Below are 20,151 nucleotides of genomic sequence, written 5' to 3' on the forward strand. Positions count from 1 at the left end.
TCCCGAGGGGGCTTCAGCAGCCCCTAGGGGTGCCGAGAGCGGCGCGTCCCCGCGTCCCGCGTCAGGCGACGACGACGACCTTCGAGCCGACCGTCGCGAAGGTCCACATCGCGTCGCCGTCGGCCCGCTTCATCCGGATGCCGCCGGTCTTCCTCGCCGGGTCCGGCGACGGCATCGAGCCGTCCAGCGCCGCGCTGAAGCCGACGGTCACGTCCTGCACGGTCGCGAAGCGGACCACGTGCTCGATCTGCACCCCGTCCGAGCCGGTCACCGAACCCGACCGCGAGGTCACCGCGTACGCGCCCGGCTCCGGGCTCACCGAGCTCGGCGCCACCACGAAGGTGCGGATCGCCTTGTTCTTCCCGTCGACCAGCCACACCCGGCGGTCCTTCAGCGCGTACACCACCCGCTCGCCCGTGCCCGAGGCCGCCGGCACCGCCAGCGGGTTCTTCGCGGGCTTCTTCGCCCCGGCCGACGCCGACGCCGACGGGGCGACCGCGCTCGGCGTCCGCGAGGGCTCCGCGAGGTCGGCCGGCACGCTCGCCGACGCCTGGTAGGCGAGGAAGGCGACCACGGCGACGGCCGCCGCGGTGAGCCCGGCCACAAATCCCGAGCTGCTCCTTGCCACCGTCTCCACCTCTTCGTACGTACGTGCCGAGCCTGACGAGCTGTCCGGCCCGACGGTAGCAGCCGGGCCCCCGGAGGGCCGCGCGCCGCATCGCCCGCTCGTGGCGCCGTAGGCTGTTCGCGTGCTGTTGCTCGCCATGGATACCGCCACCCCCGCCGTCACCGTCGCCCTCCACGACGGCACGGCCGTCGTCGCCGAGTCGACCTCCGTCGACGCCCGCCGCCACGGGGAGCTGCTGCTCCCCGCCGTCGACCGGGTCCTCGAAGAGGCCGGGACCGCGCTCGACGCGGTGACCGGCATCGTGGTCGGGGTCGGCCCGGGCCCCTACACCGGCCTCCGGGTCGGGCTCGTCACCGCCGCCGCCTTCTCCTCCGCCCTCGGCGGGGTGCCCGTGCACGGCCTGTGCACCCTCGACGGCCTCGCCTACGCCTCCGGCCTCGAAGGGCCCTTCGCCGTGGCGACGGACGCCCGCCGCAAGGAGGTCTACTGGGCGCGGTACGACGACGCCCGCACCCGCGTCACCGACGCCTCCGTCGACCGGCCCGCCGACATCGCCGCCGAGCTCGCCGGACTGCCGGTCGTCGGCGCGGGCGCCCTGCTCTACCCCGACGCCTTCCCCGACGCCCGCGGCCCCGAGCACCAGTCCGCCGCCGCGCTCGCCGCCCTCGCGGCCGAGCGCCTCGCGGCGGGCGGCGAGGGCTTCCTCGACCCGCAGCCGATGTACCTGCGGCGCCCCGACGCGCAGGTGCCGAAGAACTACAAGGTGGTCACCCCCCAGTGAGCGGGGAAGCGGCGACCGGCGGTGCCGTCCTGCGCGAGATGCGCTGGTGGGACCTGCCGGAGGTGCTCGCCCTGGAGGCGGACCTCTTCCCCGAGGACGCCTGGTCGGAGGGGATGTTCTGGTCCGAGCTGGCGCACGCGCGCGGGCCCCGGGCCACCCGGCGGTACGTGGTCGCGGAGACCGCCGCCGGGGAGCTGGCCGGCTACGCGGGCCTCGCCGCGGCCGGCGGGCTCGGGGACGTCCAGACCATCGCCGTCGCCCGCGGGCAGTGGGGCACCGGGCTCGGCGCCCGGCTCCTCACCGACCTCCTCCAGCACGCCACGGCCTTCGAGTGCGACGAGGTCCTGCTCGAAGTGCGCGTGGACAACACCCGGGCGCAGAAGCTGTACGAGCGCTTCGGCTTCGAGCCCATCGGCTTCCGCCGCGGCTACTACCAGCCGGGCAACATCGACGCGCTCGTGATGCGACTCACCGTTCAAGGAACAGGGACTGAGATCTGATGGCTGCTGACGAACCGCTGGTCCTCGGCATCGAGACCTCCTGCGACGAGACCGGCGTCGGCGTCGTCCACGGCACCACCCTGCTCGCCGACGCCGTCGCCTCCAGCGTCGACACCCACGCCCGCTTCGGCGGCGTCGTGCCCGAGATCGCCTCCCGGGCCCACCTGGAGGCGATGGTCCCGACGATCGAGCGGGCCCTGAAGACCGCCGGCGTCTCCGCGAAGGACCTCGACGGCATCGCGGTCACCGCGGGCCCCGGCCTCGCGGGCGCGCTGCTCGTCGGCGTCTCCGCCGCCAAGGCGTACGCCTACGCGCTGGGCAAGCCCCTCTACGGCGTCAACCACCTGGCCTCGCACATCTGCGTCGACCAGCTGGAGCACGGCAAGCTGCCCGAGCCGACGATGGCCCTCCTGGTCTCCGGCGGGCACTCCTCGCTGCTGCTCTCCGCCGACATCACCTCCGACGTGCGGCCGCTGGGCGCCACCATCGACGACGCCGCCGGCGAGGCCTTCGACAAGATCGCCCGCGTCCTCGACCTGGGCTTCCCCGGCGGCCCCGTCATCGACCGGCTCGCCAAGGAGGGCGACCCGGCCGCCATCGCGTTCCCGCGCGGCCTGAGCGGCTCCAGGGACCCGGCGTACGACTTCTCCTTCTCCGGCCTGAAGACCGCCGTGGCCCGCTGGATCGAGGCCAAGCGGGCGGCCGGCGAGGAGGTGCCGGTCCGGGACGTGGCCGCCTCCTTCCAGGAGGCCGTCGTCGACGTCCTCACCCGCAAGGCCGTCCGGGCCTGCAAGGACGAGGGCGTCGACCACCTGATGATCGGCGGCGGAGTCGCCGCCAACTCGCGGCTCCGCGCCCTCGCCGAGGAGCGCTGCGGGCGGGCCGGGATCCGGCTCCGGGTGCCCCGGCCGGGCCTGTGCACCGACAACGGCGCGATGGTCGCCGCGCTCGGCGCCGAGATGGTCGCCCGCAACCGCGCCGCCTCCGACCTGGAGCTGTCGGCGGACTCCTCGCTGCCGGTGACGGACCCGCACGTGCCCGGCGCCCACGCCCACGCGCACGACCACGACCACGACCACGTGCACGAGATCAGCAAGGAGAACCTGTACTCGTGAGGGTCACGCTCATGTGGGAGGCCCGGGCCGTGCAGGGCCGGGGCCCCGAGCTCCTGGAGTGGGCGCGGGCCCGGGCCCGGGTCCTGGCGCGCGAGCCGCTGCGCCGGGAGGTCTTCCGGGCGCCCCAGGACCGGGTCCTCGTCCTCACCTGGTGGGAGGCGGACACCCTGGACGCCGAACTGCCCGAGCTGCCCGAGCCGGACGCGGAGCTGATCACCCGGCCGGTCCACCGCTGGCGCTTCGAATCGGTCGAATAGCCGGTCCGTTCGGTCGGACAGCCGATCCGTTCGGTCGAATCGCCGATCCGTTCGACGATCGGGCAACCTTTCGTGCGGTTCGGGCATCCCACAGCCCGTGAAGAAGCAGATCGCGGTGTGGGCGGCGCTGACCGCCGTGACGCTCCTGATGACGGGCTGCACGGCTCAGGCCCCGGCGGCGGTCCCGGTCGCGACGCCCCCGGCGAAGGCCGCCGCCCCGGAGCCGGCCCCCGCCCCCGGGGCCGCCCGGGCCGCCGCGTACGAGAAGTGGGGTCTGAAGCCCTTCCCCGCGCCGCCCGCCCCGCCCGCCGTCAAGCCGGTGAAGCGCGCGCCCGGCGGCCCGGTCCCGGTGATCAGCGACATACCCACCCGGGACAAGGTCGTCTTCCTCACCATCGACGACGGGGCCGAGAAGGACCCCGCGTTCGTGCGGATGATGGACGAGCTGGACGTCCCCTTCACGATGTTCCTCACCGACTCGGTGATCCGCGGGAACTACGGCTACTTCGACCCGCTCGTCCGGCAGGGCCACGGCGTCGCCAACCACACCCTGACCCATCCGAACCTGCGCACCCTCTCCCCGGAGGCCCAGCGCCACGAGATATGCGGCCAGCAGGAGAAGCTGCGGCAGCGGTACGGCACCACCCCGCGTCTCTTCCGCCCGCCGTTCGGGAACTGGAACGAGGCGACCCGCGCGGCGGCCGGGCGGTGCGGCGTCGACGCGATCGTCCTCTGGCGCGAGTCCATGCAGATCAGGAACATGCAGTACCAGCGCGGCGACCGGAAGCTCCACCCCGGCGACATCGTCCTCGCCCACTTCCGCGGCCCCGCCGAGCTCAAGGGCCGCACGATGACCGAGATGACGGCGACGATGCTCCGCAGGATCCAGGAGCAGGGCTTCACCGTGGCGCGCCTGGAGGACTACGTCTGAGCGATCACCGGATCGGATGACGGCTCCGCGTTGCCGCTCGCTAGGCTTGACGTACGGTTCAGAATCCCGGCTATGGGAGAACACATGACCGCCCGTGCTTCCGAACAGCCGCTGATCCCGCAACCGCCGTCGACGGTGACGGCGCTGCGGCAGGCGGTGGCGCAGATCGCCCCGGCGGCCCTGCCGGCCTTCACGCGCGAGCTGGATCTGGCTGCCGACCAGGCCCGCCTCGGATCGGATCTGGCGCCGCTGCGGCGCTTCACCGCGCACTGGGCCGTGTACGTCCACATTCAGCGTCAGCCCCTCCTGGCGGCGCGCTTCCGCGAACTGGAGGCCGTCACCGCGACCGGTGACGCGGACCAGGTGCGTGAGGCGGCGGCCCAGCTGGGACGCCTGCTCGACGGTGCCCGTGGCGCACTGGCGAGCGCCGACGGTGAGTGACCGGTGGCGCTGGGAGTACGACCCCGACGGCGCCCATGTCGCCGGGGGCGTCCCGGTGGCGGTGGTCGCGGAGGTCGAGCGGCTCACGTCCCAGTTGGTGGACCTCGCCGAGATGGGCGTGGACGTCGGCGAGCTGGGTGAGGGACCGCGTCCGGGCGGGCTGCGGCGCATGGACGCGGCAGGCGGATGGTTCTACTTCCTCGCCGCTCCCAGGGCCCGGCTGATCGTGGTCGTCCGGATCATTCCTCCGTTCGACAGCCTCTGAGGCGGTACGCGGCACGCGCGGCCGGGCGGTCCAGGCGACGTGCGCCACCTGCCACCCGGTGCTCTACGCCGAGGCCCGGGCGGCGCTCACCCTGCGGCTGGTCGGCGGGCTGCGGACGGACGAGATCGCCCGCGCCTTCCTCGTCCCGGAGGCGACCGTCGCCGCCCGGACTCACCCGCGCCAAGCGGGCGCTCGCGAAGGCGGGCGTGGAGTTCGAGGTGCCGTACGGGGCGGAGCGGGAGGCCCGGCTCGGTTCCGTCCTGGAGGTCGTCTACCTGGTCTTCGACGAGGGGTACGCGGCCACCGCGGGCGACGACCTGCTGCGGCCCGGGCTCTGCGAGGACGCGCTCCGGCCGGCCCGCGGCCTCGCCGCCCTGATGCCCGGCGAGAGCGAGGCGCACGGCCTCGCCGCCCTCCTCGAACTCCAGGCCTCCCGCGTCCCCGCCAGGACCGGGCCCGGCGGCCGGCCGGTGCTCCTCGCCGACCAGGACCGGGGCCGGTGGAACCGCCTCCTCGTGCGGCGCGGTTACGACGCCCTCGCCCGGGCCGGGGAAGGGCGCGGGTACGGGCCCTACGCCCTCCAGGCCGCGATCGCCGCCTGCCACGCGCGGGCCGGGTCCTACGCGGAGACGGACTGGGCGGTGATCGCCGGGCTGTACGGGCGGCTGATGGAGCTCGCGCCCTCGCCCGTGGTCGAGTTGAACCGGGCGGTGGCCGTCTCGATGGCCGAGGGGCCGGCCGCCGCGCTCCCGCTCGTCGACGCGCTCGCCGCCGAACCGGCCCTGAGCCGCTACCACTTGCTGCCGAGCGTCCGCGGCGACCTGCTGGCCCGGCTCGGGCGCGCGGACGAGGCGCGGGCGGAGTTCGCGCGGGCGGCCGAGCTCACCCGCAACGAGAGCGAGCGGGCGCTGTTGCTGGGCCGCGCGGGGGAGTTGGGGGAGCCGGGGGGTGTCCGGGCCGACCGGGGAGGCACGCCCTAGGGTTCTGGGCATGTCTCCGCGTACACCCCTGCCCCCGCCGCCCCCGCCCGTCGAGGTCCGGAGCTGGCCCGACCGGGAGGCGCTCCTGGCCGACCGGGCGAGGGCGCTCGACGCGCTGGGGCGGCGGCTGCTCGGCGGCGGGCGGTTCGCGCTGTTCGCCGGCTCGGTGCTGGTGCTCCAGCTGGGCTGGGGCATGGTGGGCGTGCTGCTGGCCGACTCCGACCGGGCGATCCTCGATCCGATCACCTTCCTGATCGGGCTGATCGCCGCCGTCCTCGGCCTCGGCGTGATGGTGCCCGGCGTCTGGCTCGCCGTGCGCGGGGTGCGGCGGGACCGCGTGGCGCGGGAACGATTCCTCGCCTGGGCCGCGCTGGACCGGGACGCGGTGGCGGACGCCCGGCTGCGCCGGCCCGTGCAGAGCGCCTGCTGGATGCTGCTCTCCGCCGTGCTGTGCGGCCTCGGGCTGTGGCTGGGCTTCGCCGTGCCGGCCGGGACGCCAGTGAGCCGTGGGGGCCTCTACGTCGTCGCGTACGGCATGGGCGTCGCCCTCATCTTCTGGATCAACGGCCTGATCGGGCTCTTCAAGGCCGTCGGGCACTACCGGACGGTGATCAGGATCGCTCCGCCCGCGCGGGCCGGCCGATCAGCATCGTCGGGGCCCCCGCGACACGTGTGAGCAGCACCGTCGCGGAGTTCGGCCCCTTCGGCGCGACCCTGCGCCGGATCTCCTCGGGCTCGACGGCCGAGCCGCGCTTCTTCACCGTCAGCGTGCCCACCTCGCGCTCCCTGAGCAGCGCCTTCAGCTTCTTGAGGTTGAAGGGGAGTTCGTCGGTGATCTCGTAGGCGGAGGCGTACGGGGTGGGGCTCAGGGTGTCGGCGGTGATGTAGGCGATCGTCGGGTCGATCAGGCCGCCGCCCAGTTCCTCGGCGGCCTCGGCGACGAGGTGGGCGCGGATGACGGCGCCGTCCGGCTCGTAGAGGTAGCGGCCGACGGGGCGGACCGCGGGGTCGGGCAGGCCCCGGCCGGTGAGGCTCGCGCCGGAGGGCAGCAGGGTGGCGCGGCGGGCGCCGGGCTCCGTACCGAACCAGAGGACGGCCTCCTTCACGTCGCCGCCGTCCGAGATCCACTCGGCCTCGGCCTCGTCGGGGACGGTCTCGTGGGGGATGCCGGGGGCGATCTTCAGGGCCGCGTGCGGGGCCTTGCGGGCCGCCTCCATGGCCCAGGAGAGCGGCGGGGAGTACGCCTCGGGGTCGAAGATCCGGCCCCGCCCTCCGCGCCGCGCCGGGTCGACGAAGACGGCGTCGTAGGGGCTGGTGTCGATCTCGGTGACGTCGGCGCGGCGGACCTCGATCAGGTCCGCGAGGCCGAGCGCGGCGGCGTTGGCGCGGGCGACCTCGGCGGTGAGCGGATCGCGGTCGACGGCGAGGACGGAGATGCCGGCGCGGGCGAGCGCCAGGGCGTCGCCGCCGATCCCGGAGCAGAGGTCGGCGACCGAGCCGACGCCGAGGGCCTTGAGGCGGGCCGCGCGGTAGGCGCCGACGGTCGCCCTGGTCGACTGCTCGACGCCGTTGGGCGTGAAGTACATGCGGTACGCGTCCTCGGCGCCGAACTTCGCCACCGCGCGCTGCCGCAGCCGGGCCTGCCCGAGGGCCGCGGAGACCAGCTCGACGGGGTGGTCGCGGCGCAGCCGGGAGGCGACCGCCAACTCCTGCGCGGGGTCGTAGTCGCGCAGGGCGGCGAGGAGCGTCTGGCCCTCGGGGGCGAGCAGGGCGGTGAAGGTGGCGAGGTCGGTCACCGTTCCATTCTCCCTGTGGGCCGGGCGGGGGACGGTGGGGCCGGTACGGCGGTGTCGCGGCCGGAGGAGCGGGTCGCGCTGACAGGATGCGGCGCCATACCGCTCGTACGACAAAAGGAAGAAATGATGGCAAAGGGCTCTTCGCGTCGCGCCCTGGGTGCCGCGCTCCTCGTCGCCGCGCTCACCTCCACCGCCGCCTGCGCGGGCGGTTCCGAGCCCGGGGCCTCCGGCGCTCCCGCCCCCGCCGCCGGCCAGCAGGCCCCGGCCCAGACAGCGGCGCAGGCCGCGGCCCGGCTCGCCGCGGAGAAGAAGGCCGCTCTGGCCGAGCGGCGGGCCGCCCGGGCCGCCGCCGCGAAGAAGTGGGGCCTCAAGCTGACCCCCCTCGAAGCGCCCGCACCGCCCAGGACCAAGCCGAAGATCACCACCCGGAAGGGGTTCGAGACCGACGGCGAGGGACTGCCGCCCGTCTTCACCACCGTCCCCACCAAGGAGAAGGTCGTTTTCCTCACCATCGACGACGGATCCGAGAAGGACCCCGAGCTCATCCGGATGATGAGCGACCTGAAGATCCCGTACAGCGCCTTCCTCAGCGACTACGTCGTCAGCGACGACTACGCCTACTTCGCGAAGATGCAGAAGTCGCAGCCGGGCGGGGTCGCCCTCCACAACCACACCCTCAACCACAAGTACCTGCCCGGACTCTCCTACGCGCGCCAGAAGCGCGAGATCTGCGGCATGCAGGACGTCATCGAGAAGAAGTACGGCAAGCGCCCCGAGCTCTTCCGGCCCCCGTACGGCAACTACAACGAGAACACCCTGCGCGCCGCCAGGTCCTGCGGCGTCAAGGCCGTACCGCTCTGGGCCTCCGAGGCGTTCCCCGACCACATGGAGTGGCGCGAGTGGGACCGCGACCTGCACCCCGGCGACATCGTCCTCACCCACTTCCGCGGCGAGGAGGATTGGAAGGGCAGCATGCCGGACATGATCCGCCGGGTGATGAACGTGATCACGTCGAAGGGCTACGCGGTCGGCAAGCTGGAGGACTACGTATGACCCGGCTCCGCCCCCTCGTGCTCGCCGTCCTGCTCCTCGCCCTCACCGGCTGCGCCTCCGCCGTCGACCCGCTCGAACGCCTCGGCCGCAAGGCGGTCGAGAGCGTCGGCGACCGGGACCCGGCCGGCTCCGCCGTCCGCGCGGAGGCCGCCACGGAGTGAGGAATTGGCACTCCGCTTGACCGAGTGCTAATCGCGGTCATAGTCTCGGCTCTGGCACTCCCCACTGGAGAGTGCCAACACAGCGACGGGCAGGTCCGGCACCCGCGACGACGGATCCACCTGGTCGCCACCCCAGACAGTTAACCCCGCGAGATCTCCGAAGGGGGAGGTCGGATCGTGACGACCGTCAGCTCCAAGGTTGCCATCAAGCCGCTCGAGGACCGCATCGTGGTCCAGCCGCTCGACGCCGAGCAGACCACGGCCTCGGGCCTGGTCATTCCGGACACCGCGAAGGAGAAGCCCCAGGAGGGCGCCGTCCTCGCCGTGGGCCCGGGCCGCTTCGAGAACGGCGAGCGCCTGCCGCTCGACGTCAAGGTCGGCGACGTCGTGCTCTACAGCAAGTACGGCGGCACCGAGGTGAAGTACAACGGCGACGAGTACCTCGTCCTCTCGGCCCGCGACGTGCTCGCGATCATCGAGAAGTAAGACGACGTACCTGCTTTGACCGCGCCCCTGACCCCTTGATCTCTTGGGCGTCCAGGGGCGCGGTTCGTTTTTCCCACACGATTTCCGAGAGGGCTGAACCGCTCCCATGGCGAAGATCCTGAAGTTCGACGAGGACGCCCGTCGCGCCCTTGAGCGCGGCGTCAACAAGCTGGCCGACACGGTGAAGGTGACGATCGGCCCCAAGGGCCGCAACGTCGTCATCGACAAGAAGTTCGGCGCCCCCACCATCACCAACGACGGTGTCACGATCGCCCGCGAGGTCGAGATCGACGACCCGTACGAGAACCTCGGCGCCCAGCTCGTCAAGGAGGTGGCGACCAAGACCAACGACATCGCGGGTGACGGCACCACCACCGCCACCGTGCTCGCCCAGGCGCTCGTCCGCGAGGGTCTGCGCAACGTCGCCGCCGGCGCCTCCCCGGCCGCCCTCAAGAAGGGCATCGACGCCGCGGTCAAGGCCGTCTCCGACGAGCTGCTCGCCACCGCGCGCCCGATCGACGACAAGTCCGACATCGCCGCCGTCGCCGCGCTCTCCGCGCAGGACCAGCAGGTCGGCGAGCTCATCGCCGAGGCGATGGACAAGGTCGGCAAGGACGGTGTCATCACCGTCGAGGAGTCCAACACCTTCGGCCTGGAGCTGGAGTTCACCGAGGGCATGGCCTTCGACAAGGGCTACCTCTCGCCGTACATGGTCTCCGACCAGGAGCGTATGGAGGCCGTCCTCGACGACCCGTACATCCTGATCAACCAGGGCAAGATCTCCTCCATCCAGGACCTGCTGCCCCTCCTGGAGAAGGTCATCCAGGGCGGTGGCTCCAAGCCGCTGCTGATCATCGCCGAGGACGTCGAGGGCGAGGCGCTCTCCACCCTCGTCGTCAACAAGATCCGCGGCACCTTCAACGCCGTCGCCGTCAAGGCGCCCGGCTTCGGCGACCGCCGCAAGGCGATGCTCCAGGACATGGCCACCCTCACCGGTGCCACCGTCATCGCCGAGGAGGTCGGCCTCAAGCTCGACCAGGCCGGTCTGGACGTGCTGGGCACCGCCCGCCGCGTGACCGTCTCCAAGGACGACACCACCATCGTCGACGGTGGCGGCAAGTCCGAGGACGTCGTGGGCCGCGTCGCGCAGATCAAGGCCGAGATCGAGTCCACGGACTCCGACTGGGACCGCGAGAAGCTCCAGGAGCGCCTCGCGAAGCTGGCCGGCGGCGTGTGCGTGATCAAGGTCGGCGCCGCCACCGAGGTGGAGCTGAAGGAGAAGAAGCACCGTCTGGAGGACGCCATCTCCGCGACCCGCGCCGCGGTCGAGGAGGGCATCGTCTCCGGTGGTGGCTCCGCGCTCGTCCACGCCGTCAAGGTCCTGGACGACAACCTCGGCAAGACCGGCGACGAGGCCACGGGCGTCTCCGTCGTCCGCCGCGCCGCCGTCGAGCCGCTGCGCTGGATCGCCGAGAACGCCGGCCTGGAGGGCTACGTCATCACCTCCAAGGTCTCCGAGCTCGACAAGGGCCAGGGCTTCAACGCCGCCACCGGCGAGTACGGCGACCTGGTCAAGGCCGGCGTCATCGACCCGGTGAAGGTCACCCGCTCCGCCCTGGAGAACGCCGCCTCCATCGCCTCCCTGCTCCTCACCACCGAGACCCTCGTGGTGGAGAAGAAGGAGGAGGAGCCGGCTGACCACGGTCACGGCCACGGTCACGGCCACTCCCACTGAGGCCACTGACTGAACCACCGAGGCCCGGTGCTCCCGTCGCGGGAGCACCGGGCCTCGGTGCGTCTCGCCGCGTCGCGGAGGCGGCGTTCCTACGCCTCCACCGCCCCGAGCTGCCCCATCAGTCCGAGCAGGTCGTACTGCCACCAGCCCTCGGCGATCTTCCCGTCCTCGCGGAAGCGGTGGATGGTGGTGCCGGTCATGGTGACCTCCATGCCGGTCGGCTGGAGGCCCATGAAGTCGCCGACGTGGTTGCCCTTCCAGCTCCACCGGGTGCACACCCGGTCACCGTCGGCGAGCTGGTCCTCGACGGTGAAGGCGAAGTCGAAGCCCGCGCGCCACTGCTCCACCTCGCGCCGGACCGCGTCCATCCCGATGGTGTCCACCGGGTTCGTCGGATCGTGGTCGTGATAGCCCTCGGCGAGCAGGGTGTCGAGCAGGGCCAGGTCGGAACCGTTGGCCATCTGCTCGAACATCTGCCGCGCGTTCGCCTTGTACAGCGCCTCGTCCCGGACCACGTCCAGGTCGGTGAAGGTCGGCATCTCGTCACAGAGGGCGACCATCTCCCGGAAGATCCGGTCGGTCTCCGGGAGCTGAGAGTTGCGCATGGCCACGGCGTATGAGGGGAACTCCACGATCTCCACGACGTGCTGGGCGTCGGACCGGTCGGTCCCGACGATGCTGTGGGTGGCGGTGCGTTTCCCCCGGGTCTGTTCGACCCACCGGTCCATGAGCCGGTTCAGTTCCTCGACCCGGCTCGTCCTGCAATCGATGATCTGCACGAAGGTCATGGCCGCCTCCGACGGGGCGAAGCCGCGGATGGACCCCTCCAGTCTAGGCCGGTCTAGGCCGAGTGCGTCAGGTCGGCGGCCCTGACCTCCTCCGCGAAGGGTTCGCCGCGGGTGTAGCGGGCGATCTCGTCCAGCGCCTGGTCGGTCATGCGGTGCAGCTCGTTGCCGAGGGAGCCGGCGATGTGCGGCGTGAGCAGGACGTTGGGGAGGGCGTAGAGGGGGGAGTCCGGGGGCGGGAGTTCGGGGTCGGTCACGTCGAGGACCGCGTGGAGGCGGCCCGTGGTCAGGTGGGGGAGGAGGGCGTCCTCGTCGATCAGGGAGCCCCGGGAGGTGTTGATCAGGGTGGCGCCGTCGGGCAGGGCGGCGAGCTGGCGGGCCCCGATCATGCGGTACGTGGAGGGGAGTTGGGGCGCGTGCACCGAGACGACCGAGCTGCGGGAGCAGAGTTCGTCCAGGCCGGCGAGGGACGCGCCGGGCGGCGGCTCCCTCAGGTACGGGTCGTACAGCAGCACCTCCACGTCGAAGGGGCGGAGGAGTTCGACGACCCGGCGGCCGATGCGGGAGGCGCCGACGATGCCGACCGTGCGGCGGTAGTTGCCCCAGGCGGCGGACTCGGCGAGCCAGGCGTCGTCGGTGCGGAGTTCGGCGTACCGCTGGGCCGAGCGCAGCACCCGCTTCCCGGCGAAGAGGATCGCGGCGAGGGTGTACTCGGCGACCGGCAGGGCGTTGGCGGCCGCCGCCGTGGTGACCTGGAGGCCGCGCTCCCAGCAGGCGTCGGTGATGTGGTGCTTCACCGAACCGGCCGCGTGCACGACGGCCTTGAGACGCGGTGCCCGGGCCAGCACCTCCGGGGTGAGCGGGGTGGCGCCCCAGCAGGTGAGGAGGATCTCGGCCTCGGCGAGCGCGGCGGCGGTGCGCGGGTCCGGGGCGGTCAGGTCGTGGGCGACCAGACGCGGGTCGGTGCGGGTCAGGGCCGCGAGGCGGGTGCGGTGGACGTCGGTGAGGAGCCGCCCGGCGACGCCGGGGCCCATCGCGAGCAGGAGGGAGGGACGGTGGTCGGTGGTCGGGGGCATGGCGGGACCGGGGCTCCTCACTTGACGCTGCCGGCGGTGAGACCGGCCTTCCAGTGGCGCTGGAGCGAGACGAAGGCGAGGACGAGGGGGACGACGGCGAGCAGCGAGCCGGTGACGACGAGCGGGTAGAAGCCGGGTTCGGCGTGGGCGTTGCTGTTCCACGCGTAGAGGCCGAGGCTCAGCGGGAAGAGCTTCTGGTCGGAGAGCATCACCAGCGGCAGGAAGAAGTTGTTCCAGACGGCGGTGAACTGGAAGAGGAAGACGGTCACGAAGCCCGGCATGACCGTGCGCAGACCGATCGACCAGAAGACCCGCAGCTCTCCGGCGCCGTCGATCCGGGCGGCCTCCAGCACCTCGTCGGGGACGTAGGCGGCGCACAGCACCCGGGACAGGTAGACGCCGAAGGGGTTGACCAGGACCGGGAGGAGCACGGCGGCGTAGGTGTTGACGATGCCGATCTCGCTGGCGAGCAGGTACATCGGCAGGGCGAGCGCGGTGGTGGGGACGAGGACGCCGAGGAGGACGAGGCCGAAGAGCTTCTCCTTGCCCCGGAAGTCGTAGACGTGGAAGGCGTATCCGGCGGCGACGCTGATCAGCGCGCAGGCGGCGGCGCCCACCCCGGCGTAGAGGAGGCTGTTGAGGTACCAGCGGAAGTAGACGCCGTCGTTGTACTCGGCGATCCGGGCGAGGTTGCCGCCGAGGTCGAAGCCCTCGAAGGAGAAGGCGTTCCCGGCGAGGAGGCCGCCGGCGTCCTTGGTGGCGGCGGTGACCAGCCAGACGAGCGGGAAGAGCATGTAGCAGGTGGCGAGGAGGAGGACGCCGTTGACGGCGGTCCTCGACATCCAGCGGGAGGTGGTCACGCGGCCTTCTCCTTCCGGGCCCGGGTCAGGCGGGTGACGGCGAAGGAGAGCAGCGCGGCCGTCAGCGCCAGCAGGATCGAGGCGGCCGCGGCGAGGCCGTAGTCGTTGCGGTCGAAGGCGGCGGAGTACGCGTACATGTTCGGTGTCCACGTGGAGGTGACGGAGGAGCCCGTGCCCCTGCTGAGGATCAGCGGTTCGGTGAAGAGCTGGAGGGAGCCGATGACGGTGAAGAGGCCGACCATCGCGAGGGAGCCGCGGAGCAGCGGGATCTTGACGGAGAAGGCGACGCGCCAGGCGCCGGCCCCGTCGACGGTGGCGGCTTCGAGGACGGAGCGGTCGATGGCCTGGAGGGCGGCGTAGAAGATGATCAGGTTGTAGCCGAGCCATTCCCACAGCGCGATGTTGACGACGGACGGCAGGGCGCCCTCGGGGGAGAAGAAGTCGAAGCCGATCCCGCCGGCCTCCATCGCCTGGACGACCGGGCTGAGCTGGGGCGTGTAGAGGTAGACCCAGATCAGGGCGGCGATGATGCCGGGCACGGCGTGCGGCAGGAAGAGCGCGAGCTGGAAGAAGCGGCGGGCGCGGGCGAGGGCGCTGTCGAGGAGCAGGGCGAGGCCGAGGGCGCCGCCGAGCATCAGCGGCACGTAGAGCAGGCAGTAGCCGAGCAGGACGCCGAAGCCCTCGCGGAAGGCCCGGTCACCCAGCGCCGCGGCGTAGTTGCCGAGTCCGGTGAAGACGGTCTCGGAGCCGCCGAAGCCGAGTCCCGACTGCTTCTCGGTGAAGAGGCTCAGCCAGACCGCGTAGCCGATCGGCACCACCAGCACCGCGGTGAAGAGCAGGAAGAACGGGGTCAGCAGGAGTGCCGCGGCACGGGTGCGGGCCTTCATGTGCTGTCAGCCCTCGACCTTCAGACCGCGCTTGGTGAGTTCGGCGACGGTCGCGTCGTGGCCGGCCTTCACCGCGTCGGCGAGGGTGGGCCCGCCGGGGGCGACGGCGCCGAAACGGTCCTTGATGGCGGTGTTGGTGGTGCCGGTGGTGGGGCCCCAGGCCCACCGGGAGGAGATGGAGGCTCCGGCGGTCTCGAAGAGGGCGTAGATGTCCTGGCCGCCGTAGAAGCCCGCGTCGAAGGCCTTCCTGGCGGCGGGGCGCAGGGCGGTGGCGGCGGGGAAGGCGCTGGAGGTGCCGGAGGCGATGCGGGCCTTGACGCCCTCCTCGGTGGTGGACATCCAGGTCGCGAACTCGACGGCCGCCGCCTTCTTCGTGCTGTTCTTCGGCACGGCGAAGGTGGAGCCGCCGAGCATGCCGGAGGCGGGCTTGCCGTCCCAGGTGGGCATGGGGGCGACGGCCCACTTGCCGGACTGTTCGGGGAGGGTGCCCTTGAGGACGCCGGCGCCCCAGGAGGCGCCGAGGTAGCCGAGGGTGGTGCCGTTCTTGAGGGAGCCGGTCCACTCGGGGCTGAAGGAGGCGTTCTTGTGGACGAGGCCGGCGTCGAGGAGGCCCTGCCAGTAGGTGGTGACCTTGGTGGTGGCGGGGTCGGTGGTGTCGATCTTCCAGGTGTCGTTCTCGGCCTTGAACCACTGGGCTCCGGCCTGCCAGGCCATGGCCTCGAAGGTGGTGGGGTCGTCGGGGAAGAAGGTGGCGATACGGGCCTCGGCGTCGGCCTTCTTGACCTGCTCGGCGGCCTTCCTGAAGGCGTCCCAGGTGGTGGGGACCTCGATCTTGTGCTTCTCGAAGAGGTCCTTGCGGTAGTAGAAGGCCTGCGGGGCGGCGTCGAAGGGGACGGCCCAGTTCTTGCCGCCGAGCGTGGTGAGCTCGACGGCCTGGGGGAGGAGGCCGGCCCTGGCCGACTCGGGGAAGACGTCGCCGATCTCCTGGAGGGCGCCGGAGGAGACGAACTCGGGGAGCGAGGGGTACTCGATGGAGACGAGGTCGGGGGCGTTCCCGGCCTTCACGGCGTTGGAGATCTTGGCGTAGCCGCCGGCGTTGCCGGAGGGGATCTCCTCGAATTTCACCTTGATGTCGGTGTGGGAGGCGTTGAAGGCGTCGACGACGTCCTTGGATCCCTTGGTCCAGCCCCAGAAGGTGAGGGTGACCGGCTTCCCGTCGGCGGAATCGGTCGCGTCACCGCCCCCGCCGCAGGCCGTGAGGACGGCGAGGGCGGTGGCGGTGCCGGCTATGACACGGGACGTTCTGCTCCAGCTGAGGCTCACGGCACGGCTCCTGATCGGCGGCGTGGAGGGGGTTGGCCGTGATCCTGGGACCGTTTCTGAACGAAGTCAAGAGCGAAAGATTGAATGATCGAAAAAAGATCAGATCGATCAGAGTGTGGGAACGGGCCCGGCGGCCCCGCAGGACGCCCGCACCCGCAGCCGCGGCAGCAGGCTCACGTGCCGGCTCGCCGCGTCCTCGTCCGCGCCCCCGGTCAGCCGTTCCACCAGCAGCTCCGTGGCGTGCCTGCCCACCTGGCGCTTCGGCGGGGCGACCGCCGTCAGCGGGGTGTCGGCCAGCGCGGCGACCTCGTCGTCGTACGCGATGAGGGCGAGGTCCTGCGGGACCCGCACGCCGAGCGGGGCGAGCCGCTGCGTGATCTCGATCGCGTCCACGTCGTTGTGGACGAGCGCCGCGCTCGCCAGGCCCGAGCGGACCGCCTCGTACAGCGCCCGCACCGCCCGCTCGAACCCCTCCGGGTCCGCCTCGGCCGGTACGGAGTCGATCACCGGCCCCGGCGCCTCCAGGCCCAGCACGGTCAGCGCCTCCGCGTAGCCGGCCCGTACCGCGAGCGCGGTCGGCGAGTCGCCGCGGGCCACGAGCAGCGGGGTCGAATGCCCGAGCCCGAGCAGGTGGCGCAGGGCGAGCAGCACCCCGTGGGAGTGGTCGGAGGAGACCCGGTCGAGCCCGTCGAGCGGGCTGCCCGGCTCGGCCCGCCGCTCCAGGAGCACGGCCGGCACCGGCAGCCCGGCCAGCCAGTTCCCGTACGCGAGCCGGTCCTCAGGTCCGCGCCAGCCCGGGGCCACCAGCACCCCCTCGGCGCCGGCCGCGAGCAGCCCCTCGGTGCGCGCCCGGTCCTCCTCCGGGCGGTAGTCCGAGATCCGCAGCACCAGCCGGGCGCCGGCCCGGGCCGCCGCCTCGTGGGCGCCCCGGATGACCTCGGCGAAGTAGTACGTGGCGGAGGGCGCCAGCAGGCCGAGCACCAGGCCCTCACCGGCGCCGGGGCCGCCCGCGGGGGTGCCCGGGGCGGTCGCGCGCGGCCAGGAGACCTGGCCGTGCACCCGGTCGAGCAGCCCCCGCGAGGCCAGCGCCTCCGCGTCCCGGCGCGCGGTCACGGGGGAGACCCCCAGCAGGCCGGCCAGCTCGGCGACGCGGACGGTGCCGCGCTCGCGGACCAGGTCCAGCAGTCGGGCGTGTCGTTCGGCGGCACTCTCGCGCACGTGCGGTTCCCCCTCGCGGTGGTGGTGGTTCCCGGCCTGGGATGCTCCGACCATAGACGAAATGATCGAACGGCGGGAGTTTCGATCATTCGATCCAGGACTCTTGACGATTCGATCGGACCGCGCCCAGGATTCCGGCGACCGGCCGAAGCCCGCCGGGCCCGGCGGCGCGGCCGTCGACCCCCACGGATCCCAGGGAGCATCATGCCCACGCCACCGGAGGACCGTGGGCTCAGCCCGCACACCGGCTGGACCCGCGCCCACTGGGAGGACGCCGCCGACCGGCTCCTCCTCGCCGTCCGTCCGTACGCCTCCCCGCGCGGCGGCCGGATCGACCTCCCCGGCCCCCGCCCCAGCTGGTCCGGCGCCCGGTCCGACGGCCTGGAGGGCTTCGCCCGCACCTTCCTGCTCGCCGCCCTCCGCGTCGCCGGCGCCCGCGGCGAGGACCCGCACGGCCACCTCGACCGGTACGCGGCCGGGCTCGCCGCCGGCACCGCCGCGCCCGGCACGGACCACGACCCGGACGCGTGGCCGCTGATGGCCGACACCCGCCAGGCGATCGTCGAGTCCGCCTCGATCGCCCTCGCCCTGCGCCTCACCCGCCCCTGGCTCTGGGACCGCCTCGACGACCGCACCCGCCGGCGCGTCGCCGACTGGCTGCGACCCGCCCTCGCCCCGTCCCCCGTCGACAACAACTGGTGGCTCTTCGGCCTCACCGTCGCCGGCTTCCTCCAGGACGCCGGCGCCGAGACCGACCGCGCCGCCGCCACCGTCGACCGCTCCCTCGCCCGGATCGAGGAGTGGTACCTCGGCGCCGGCTGGTACAGCGACGGCGCCAACCGCGCCTTCGACCACTACAACTCCTGGGCCCTCCACCTCTACCCGGTGCTCCACGCCCACCTCGCCGGCGACCGGGCCCTCCTCGACCGGTACGGCCCCCGGCTCCACGCCCACCTGGCCGACCACGCCCACCTCTTCGACGCCGAAGGCGCCCCCGTCCCCTACGGCCGCTCCCTGATCTACCGCTTCGCCGCGGCCGCCGCCCCCTGGCTCGGGACCCTCACCGGCCACACCCCGCTCACCCCCGGCGCCACCCGCCGCCTCGCCTCGGGCTCCCTGCGGTACTTCCTCGACCGCGGCGCCACCGACCCGCGCGGCCTGCTCACCCTCGGCTGGCACGGCCCCCACGCCCCGCTCGTCCAGCCCTACTCGGGACCCGGATCCCCCTACTGGGCCTCCAAGGGCTTCCTCGGGCTGCTGCTCCCGCCGGACCACCCGGCCTGGACCGACCCCGAGGAACCCCTCCCGGCCGAACGCGCCGACACCGCCCGCCCCCTCGGCCCCACCGGCCTGCTCGTCCAGACCACCGCCGCCGACGGCCTCGTCCGCCTCCACAACCACGGCAGCAACCACATCGCCGCCGGAGGCGAGGACGGCGACGACCCCGGCTACGCCCGCTTCGCCTACGCCACCCGCACCGGCCCCACCGCCGCCCCCGACCCGGCCGACAACCACTTCGCGCTGCTCGGCCCCGACGGCACGGCCACCCACCGGGGCCCCGCAGAACCGCTCGCCACCGGACCCGACCGGGCCGTCTCCGCCCACACCCCGCTCCCCGGCGTCCGGGTCGTCTCCACCACCGTCGTCCACGGCCGCGCCGAACTCCGCGTCCACCTCGTCCTCGACGCCCCGGAGGGGACCCCCGTACGGCAGACCGGCTGGGCCGCCGCCGAGGGCCCCGGCGCGCCGGTCTCCCAGCTCCACCCCGTCCACGGCTACGGCCCCGAGGTCGCCGCGCTCCGCACCGGCCCCACCCTCCAGGGCCCGGCCCCGACCCGTACCCCCGCCGTCCACGGCACCACCCGCGGGCCCGTCGCGCTCTTCGCCGCGCTCGTCTCGCTCACCGGCGAGCCCGACCCGGCCCCCGCGGCGACCCTCGCCGACGTCCGGCTCACCGACGGGACCTCGCTCCACGTCCGTTGGCGGGACGGAACCGTCTCGCACGTCACCGCCGGCGGAGAACCGCCCTACTGAGGCCCGTACTTCCGTCCGGCCTTCGACGACACCCCGCCGAGCAGCGCCCGCGGCGCCAGCTTCACCACGCCCATCAGCGCCTTGTAGCGCGGGTCCGGGATCGACAGGGTCTTGCCCCGCGCCAGGTCCGACAGGGCCGCCGCCACCAGCTTGTCCGCGTCCAGCCACATCCAGCCGGGGATGTTGTCGGTCCCCATCCCGGCCCGCTCGTGGAACTCCGTGCGCACGAAGCCCGGGCAGAGCGCCATCAGCCGCACCCCGCTGCCCGCGAGGTCCCTGGCCGCGCCCTGCGTGAACTGCACGACCCACGCCTTCGAGGCACCGTAGGTGCCGCGCGGCACGAAGGCCGCCACCGAGGCCACGTTCACCACCCCGCCGCGCCCGCGGCCCTTCATCGCGGCGGCCGCGGCCGAGGTCAGCCGCAGCACCGCCTCGCAGTGCACGGTCAGCATCCTCAGCTCGTCGGCCATCGACACGTCGAGGAACCGGCCCTTGTTGCCGAAGCCCGCGTTGTTCACCAGCAGGTCGACCGGGCGGCGCGGGTCGGAGAGCCGGGCCTCGACCGCGGCGATCCCCTCCTCCCCGGAGAGGTCGGCGGCGAGCACCTCGGCCTCCACGCCGTGCCGGTCGTGCAGCTCGGTGGCCTGCTCCCGAAGGCGCGCCAGGTCCCGCGCGACCAGGACGACGTCATGGCCGTCGGCCGCGAGCCGACGTGCGAAGGCGGCCCCGATGCCGGCGGTGGCTCCCGTGATCAGTGCAGTGGTCATACCCGGAACCGTAGTGCCCTGGACCGCGCCACCGGGCTCCCGTACGACCGGGGTTCAGCCGCTGTACCCGTC

22 protein-coding genes and 1 pseudogene are annotated in these 20,151 nt (G+C 73.1%); 14 read left to right on the forward strand and 9 right to left on the reverse strand.

Translation table 11 applies throughout. The features are described from left to right. Window positions 1–61: 61 nt before the first annotated feature. A complete protein-coding gene (locus ACFYT9_RS09245; protein ID WP_387271327.1) occupies window positions 62–628 on the reverse strand; it encodes a hypothetical protein in 567 nt (188 codons plus the stop codon). 121 nt (window positions 629–749) lie between these two features. Here ACFYT9_RS09245 and tsaB point away from each other — a divergent pair, with 121 nt between their 5' ends. The 9 genes and pseudogenes from tsaB to ACFYT9_RS09290 all read left to right on the forward strand — a co-directional run bounded on the left by tsaB (window position 750) and on the right by ACFYT9_RS09290 (window position 6,574). Further along, complete coding sequence (gene tsaB / locus ACFYT9_RS09250; protein WP_376599685.1) at window positions 750–1,409, forward strand: tRNA (adenosine(37)-N6)-threonylcarbamoyltransferase complex dimerization subunit type 1 TsaB; 660 nt, start codon at window positions 750–752, stop codon at window positions 1,407–1,409. Window positions 1,410–1,447: 38 nt separating this feature from the next. After that, window positions 1,448–1,909, forward strand: a complete 462-nt coding sequence (rimI, locus tag ACFYT9_RS09255; protein ID WP_376599706.1) for a ribosomal protein S18-alanine N-acetyltransferase — start codon at window positions 1,448–1,450, stop codon at window positions 1,907–1,909. Further along, window positions 1,909–3,024 (forward strand): tRNA (adenosine(37)-N6)-threonylcarbamoyltransferase complex transferase subunit TsaD, encoded by a 1,116-nt coding sequence (tsaD, locus tag ACFYT9_RS09260; protein WP_389161944.1) that lies wholly within the window; start codon window positions 1,909–1,911, stop codon window positions 3,022–3,024. The genes rimI and tsaD overlap by 1 nt, the downstream gene beginning before the upstream one ends. Continuing rightward, window positions 3,021–3,281, forward strand: coding sequence for a hypothetical protein (locus ACFYT9_RS09265; protein WP_376599689.1), 261 nt, complete (start codon window positions 3,021–3,023; stop codon window positions 3,279–3,281). The genes tsaD and ACFYT9_RS09265 overlap by 4 nt, the downstream gene beginning before the upstream one ends. A gap of 97 nt (window positions 3,282–3,378) precedes the next feature. Then, window positions 3,379–4,212 (forward strand): polysaccharide deacetylase family protein, encoded by an 834-nt coding sequence (locus ACFYT9_RS09270; RefSeq protein WP_389161946.1) that lies wholly within the window; start codon window positions 3,379–3,381, stop codon window positions 4,210–4,212. A gap of 84 nt (window positions 4,213–4,296) precedes the next feature. Continuing rightward, window positions 4,297–4,653 carry a hypothetical protein gene (locus ACFYT9_RS09275; protein ID WP_387271322.1) on the forward strand — a complete coding sequence of 119 codons (357 nt, stop codon included), beginning with the start codon at window positions 4,297–4,299 and terminating at the stop codon, window positions 4,651–4,653. Continuing rightward, window positions 4,646–4,918 carry a hypothetical protein gene (locus ACFYT9_RS09280; RefSeq protein ID WP_387271320.1) on the forward strand — a complete coding sequence of 91 codons (273 nt, stop codon included), beginning with the start codon at window positions 4,646–4,648 and terminating at the stop codon, window positions 4,916–4,918. Before ACFYT9_RS09275 ends, ACFYT9_RS09280 begins: the two co-directional genes overlap by 8 nt. Before the next feature lie 49 nt (window positions 4,919–4,967). Next, window positions 4,968–5,898 (forward strand): annotated as a pseudogene (locus ACFYT9_RS09285) (RNA polymerase sigma factor); the annotation flags it as partial. A gap of 10 nt (window positions 5,899–5,908) precedes the next feature. Next, the gene (locus ACFYT9_RS09290; RefSeq protein ID WP_389161948.1) at window positions 5,909–6,574 is read left to right on the forward strand and encodes a hypothetical protein; all 666 of its coding nucleotides are present in this window, start codon (window positions 5,909–5,911) and stop codon (window positions 6,572–6,574) included. Here the strand turns inward: ACFYT9_RS09290 and ACFYT9_RS09295 are convergent. Further along, entirely contained in the window at window positions 6,510–7,694 is a 1,185-nt protein-coding gene (locus ACFYT9_RS09295) for a methyltransferase domain-containing protein (protein WP_389161950.1), read from the reverse strand. The genes ACFYT9_RS09290 and ACFYT9_RS09295 overlap by 65 nt on opposite strands. Window positions 7,695–7,820: 126 nt before the next feature. On the opposite strand from ACFYT9_RS09295, the gene ACFYT9_RS09300 reads away from it, so the two are divergent. The 4 genes from ACFYT9_RS09300 (at window position 7,821) to groL (ending at window position 11,129) form a co-directional block, all read left to right on the forward strand. Further along, window positions 7,821–8,747 carry a polysaccharide deacetylase family protein gene (locus ACFYT9_RS09300; RefSeq protein ID WP_389161952.1) on the forward strand — a complete coding sequence of 309 codons (927 nt, stop codon included), beginning with the start codon at window positions 7,821–7,823 and terminating at the stop codon, window positions 8,745–8,747. After that, window positions 8,744–8,908: a hypothetical protein gene (locus ACFYT9_RS09305; protein WP_387271314.1), complete on the forward strand. Its 165-nt coding sequence runs from the start codon at window positions 8,744–8,746 to the stop codon at window positions 8,906–8,908. The genes ACFYT9_RS09300 and ACFYT9_RS09305 overlap by 4 nt, the downstream gene beginning before the upstream one ends. Before the next feature lie 177 nt (window positions 8,909–9,085). Then, the gene (groES, locus tag ACFYT9_RS09310) at window positions 9,086–9,394 is read left to right on the forward strand and encodes a co-chaperone GroES (RefSeq protein ID WP_309053476.1); all 309 of its coding nucleotides are present in this window, start codon (window positions 9,086–9,088) and stop codon (window positions 9,392–9,394) included. 106 nt (window positions 9,395–9,500) lie between these two features. Next, window positions 9,501–11,129 carry a chaperonin GroEL gene (gene groL / locus ACFYT9_RS09315; protein WP_376599704.1) on the forward strand — a complete coding sequence of 543 codons (1,629 nt, stop codon included), beginning with the start codon at window positions 9,501–9,503 and terminating at the stop codon, window positions 11,127–11,129. An 89-nt stretch (window positions 11,130–11,218) separates the two neighbouring features. Here groL and ACFYT9_RS09320 read toward each other — a convergent pair whose 3' ends face one another. From ACFYT9_RS09320 to ACFYT9_RS09345, 6 genes are all read right to left on the reverse strand, one after another. Continuing rightward, on the reverse strand, window positions 11,219–11,917 hold the full coding sequence (locus ACFYT9_RS09320; RefSeq protein ID WP_387271310.1) for an ester cyclase: 699 nt from the start codon (window positions 11,915–11,917) through the stop codon (window positions 11,219–11,221). A 53-nt stretch (window positions 11,918–11,970) separates the two neighbouring features. Further along, window positions 11,971–12,990, reverse strand: coding sequence for a hydroxyacid dehydrogenase (locus ACFYT9_RS09325; RefSeq protein WP_389161954.1), 1,020 nt, complete (start codon window positions 12,988–12,990; stop codon window positions 11,971–11,973). Window positions 12,991–13,007: 17 nt separating this feature from the next. After that, window positions 13,008–13,832 carry a carbohydrate ABC transporter permease gene (locus tag ACFYT9_RS09330; protein WP_376599566.1) on the reverse strand — a complete coding sequence of 275 codons (825 nt, stop codon included), beginning with the start codon at window positions 13,830–13,832 and terminating at the stop codon, window positions 13,008–13,010. 14 nt (window positions 13,833–13,846) lie between these two features. Beyond that, entirely contained in the window at window positions 13,847–14,737 is an 891-nt protein-coding gene (locus tag ACFYT9_RS09335) for a carbohydrate ABC transporter permease (RefSeq protein WP_387271306.1), read from the reverse strand. A 6-nt stretch (window positions 14,738–14,743) separates the two neighbouring features. Next, complete coding sequence (locus ACFYT9_RS09340) at window positions 14,744–16,060, reverse strand: ABC transporter substrate-binding protein (protein WP_389161956.1); 1,317 nt, start codon at window positions 16,058–16,060, stop codon at window positions 14,744–14,746. Window positions 16,061–16,168: 108 nt separating this feature from the next. Beyond that, the gene (locus ACFYT9_RS09345) at window positions 16,169–17,278 is read right to left on the reverse strand and encodes a substrate-binding domain-containing protein (RefSeq protein WP_389162114.1); all 1,110 of its coding nucleotides are present in this window, start codon (window positions 17,276–17,278) and stop codon (window positions 16,169–16,171) included. Window positions 17,279–17,482: 204 nt separating this feature from the next. On the opposite strand from ACFYT9_RS09345, the gene ACFYT9_RS09350 reads away from it, so the two are divergent. Continuing rightward, a complete protein-coding gene (locus ACFYT9_RS09350) occupies window positions 17,483–19,312 on the forward strand; it encodes a DUF2264 domain-containing protein (protein ID WP_389161958.1) in 1,830 nt (609 codons plus the stop codon). Here ACFYT9_RS09350 and ACFYT9_RS09355 read toward each other — a convergent pair. Beyond that, entirely contained in the window at window positions 19,306–20,079 is a 774-nt protein-coding gene (locus tag ACFYT9_RS09355; protein ID WP_376599553.1) for an SDR family NAD(P)-dependent oxidoreductase, read from the reverse strand. The two genes, ACFYT9_RS09350 and ACFYT9_RS09355, sit on opposite strands and share 7 nt — an antisense overlap. Window positions 20,080–20,151 lie beyond the last annotated feature (72 nt).

The sequence above is a fragment of the Streptomyces sp. NPDC004435 genome, from assembly GCF_042873895.1.
Classification (GTDB): Bacteria; Actinomycetota; Actinomycetes; order Streptomycetales; family Streptomycetaceae; genus Streptomyces.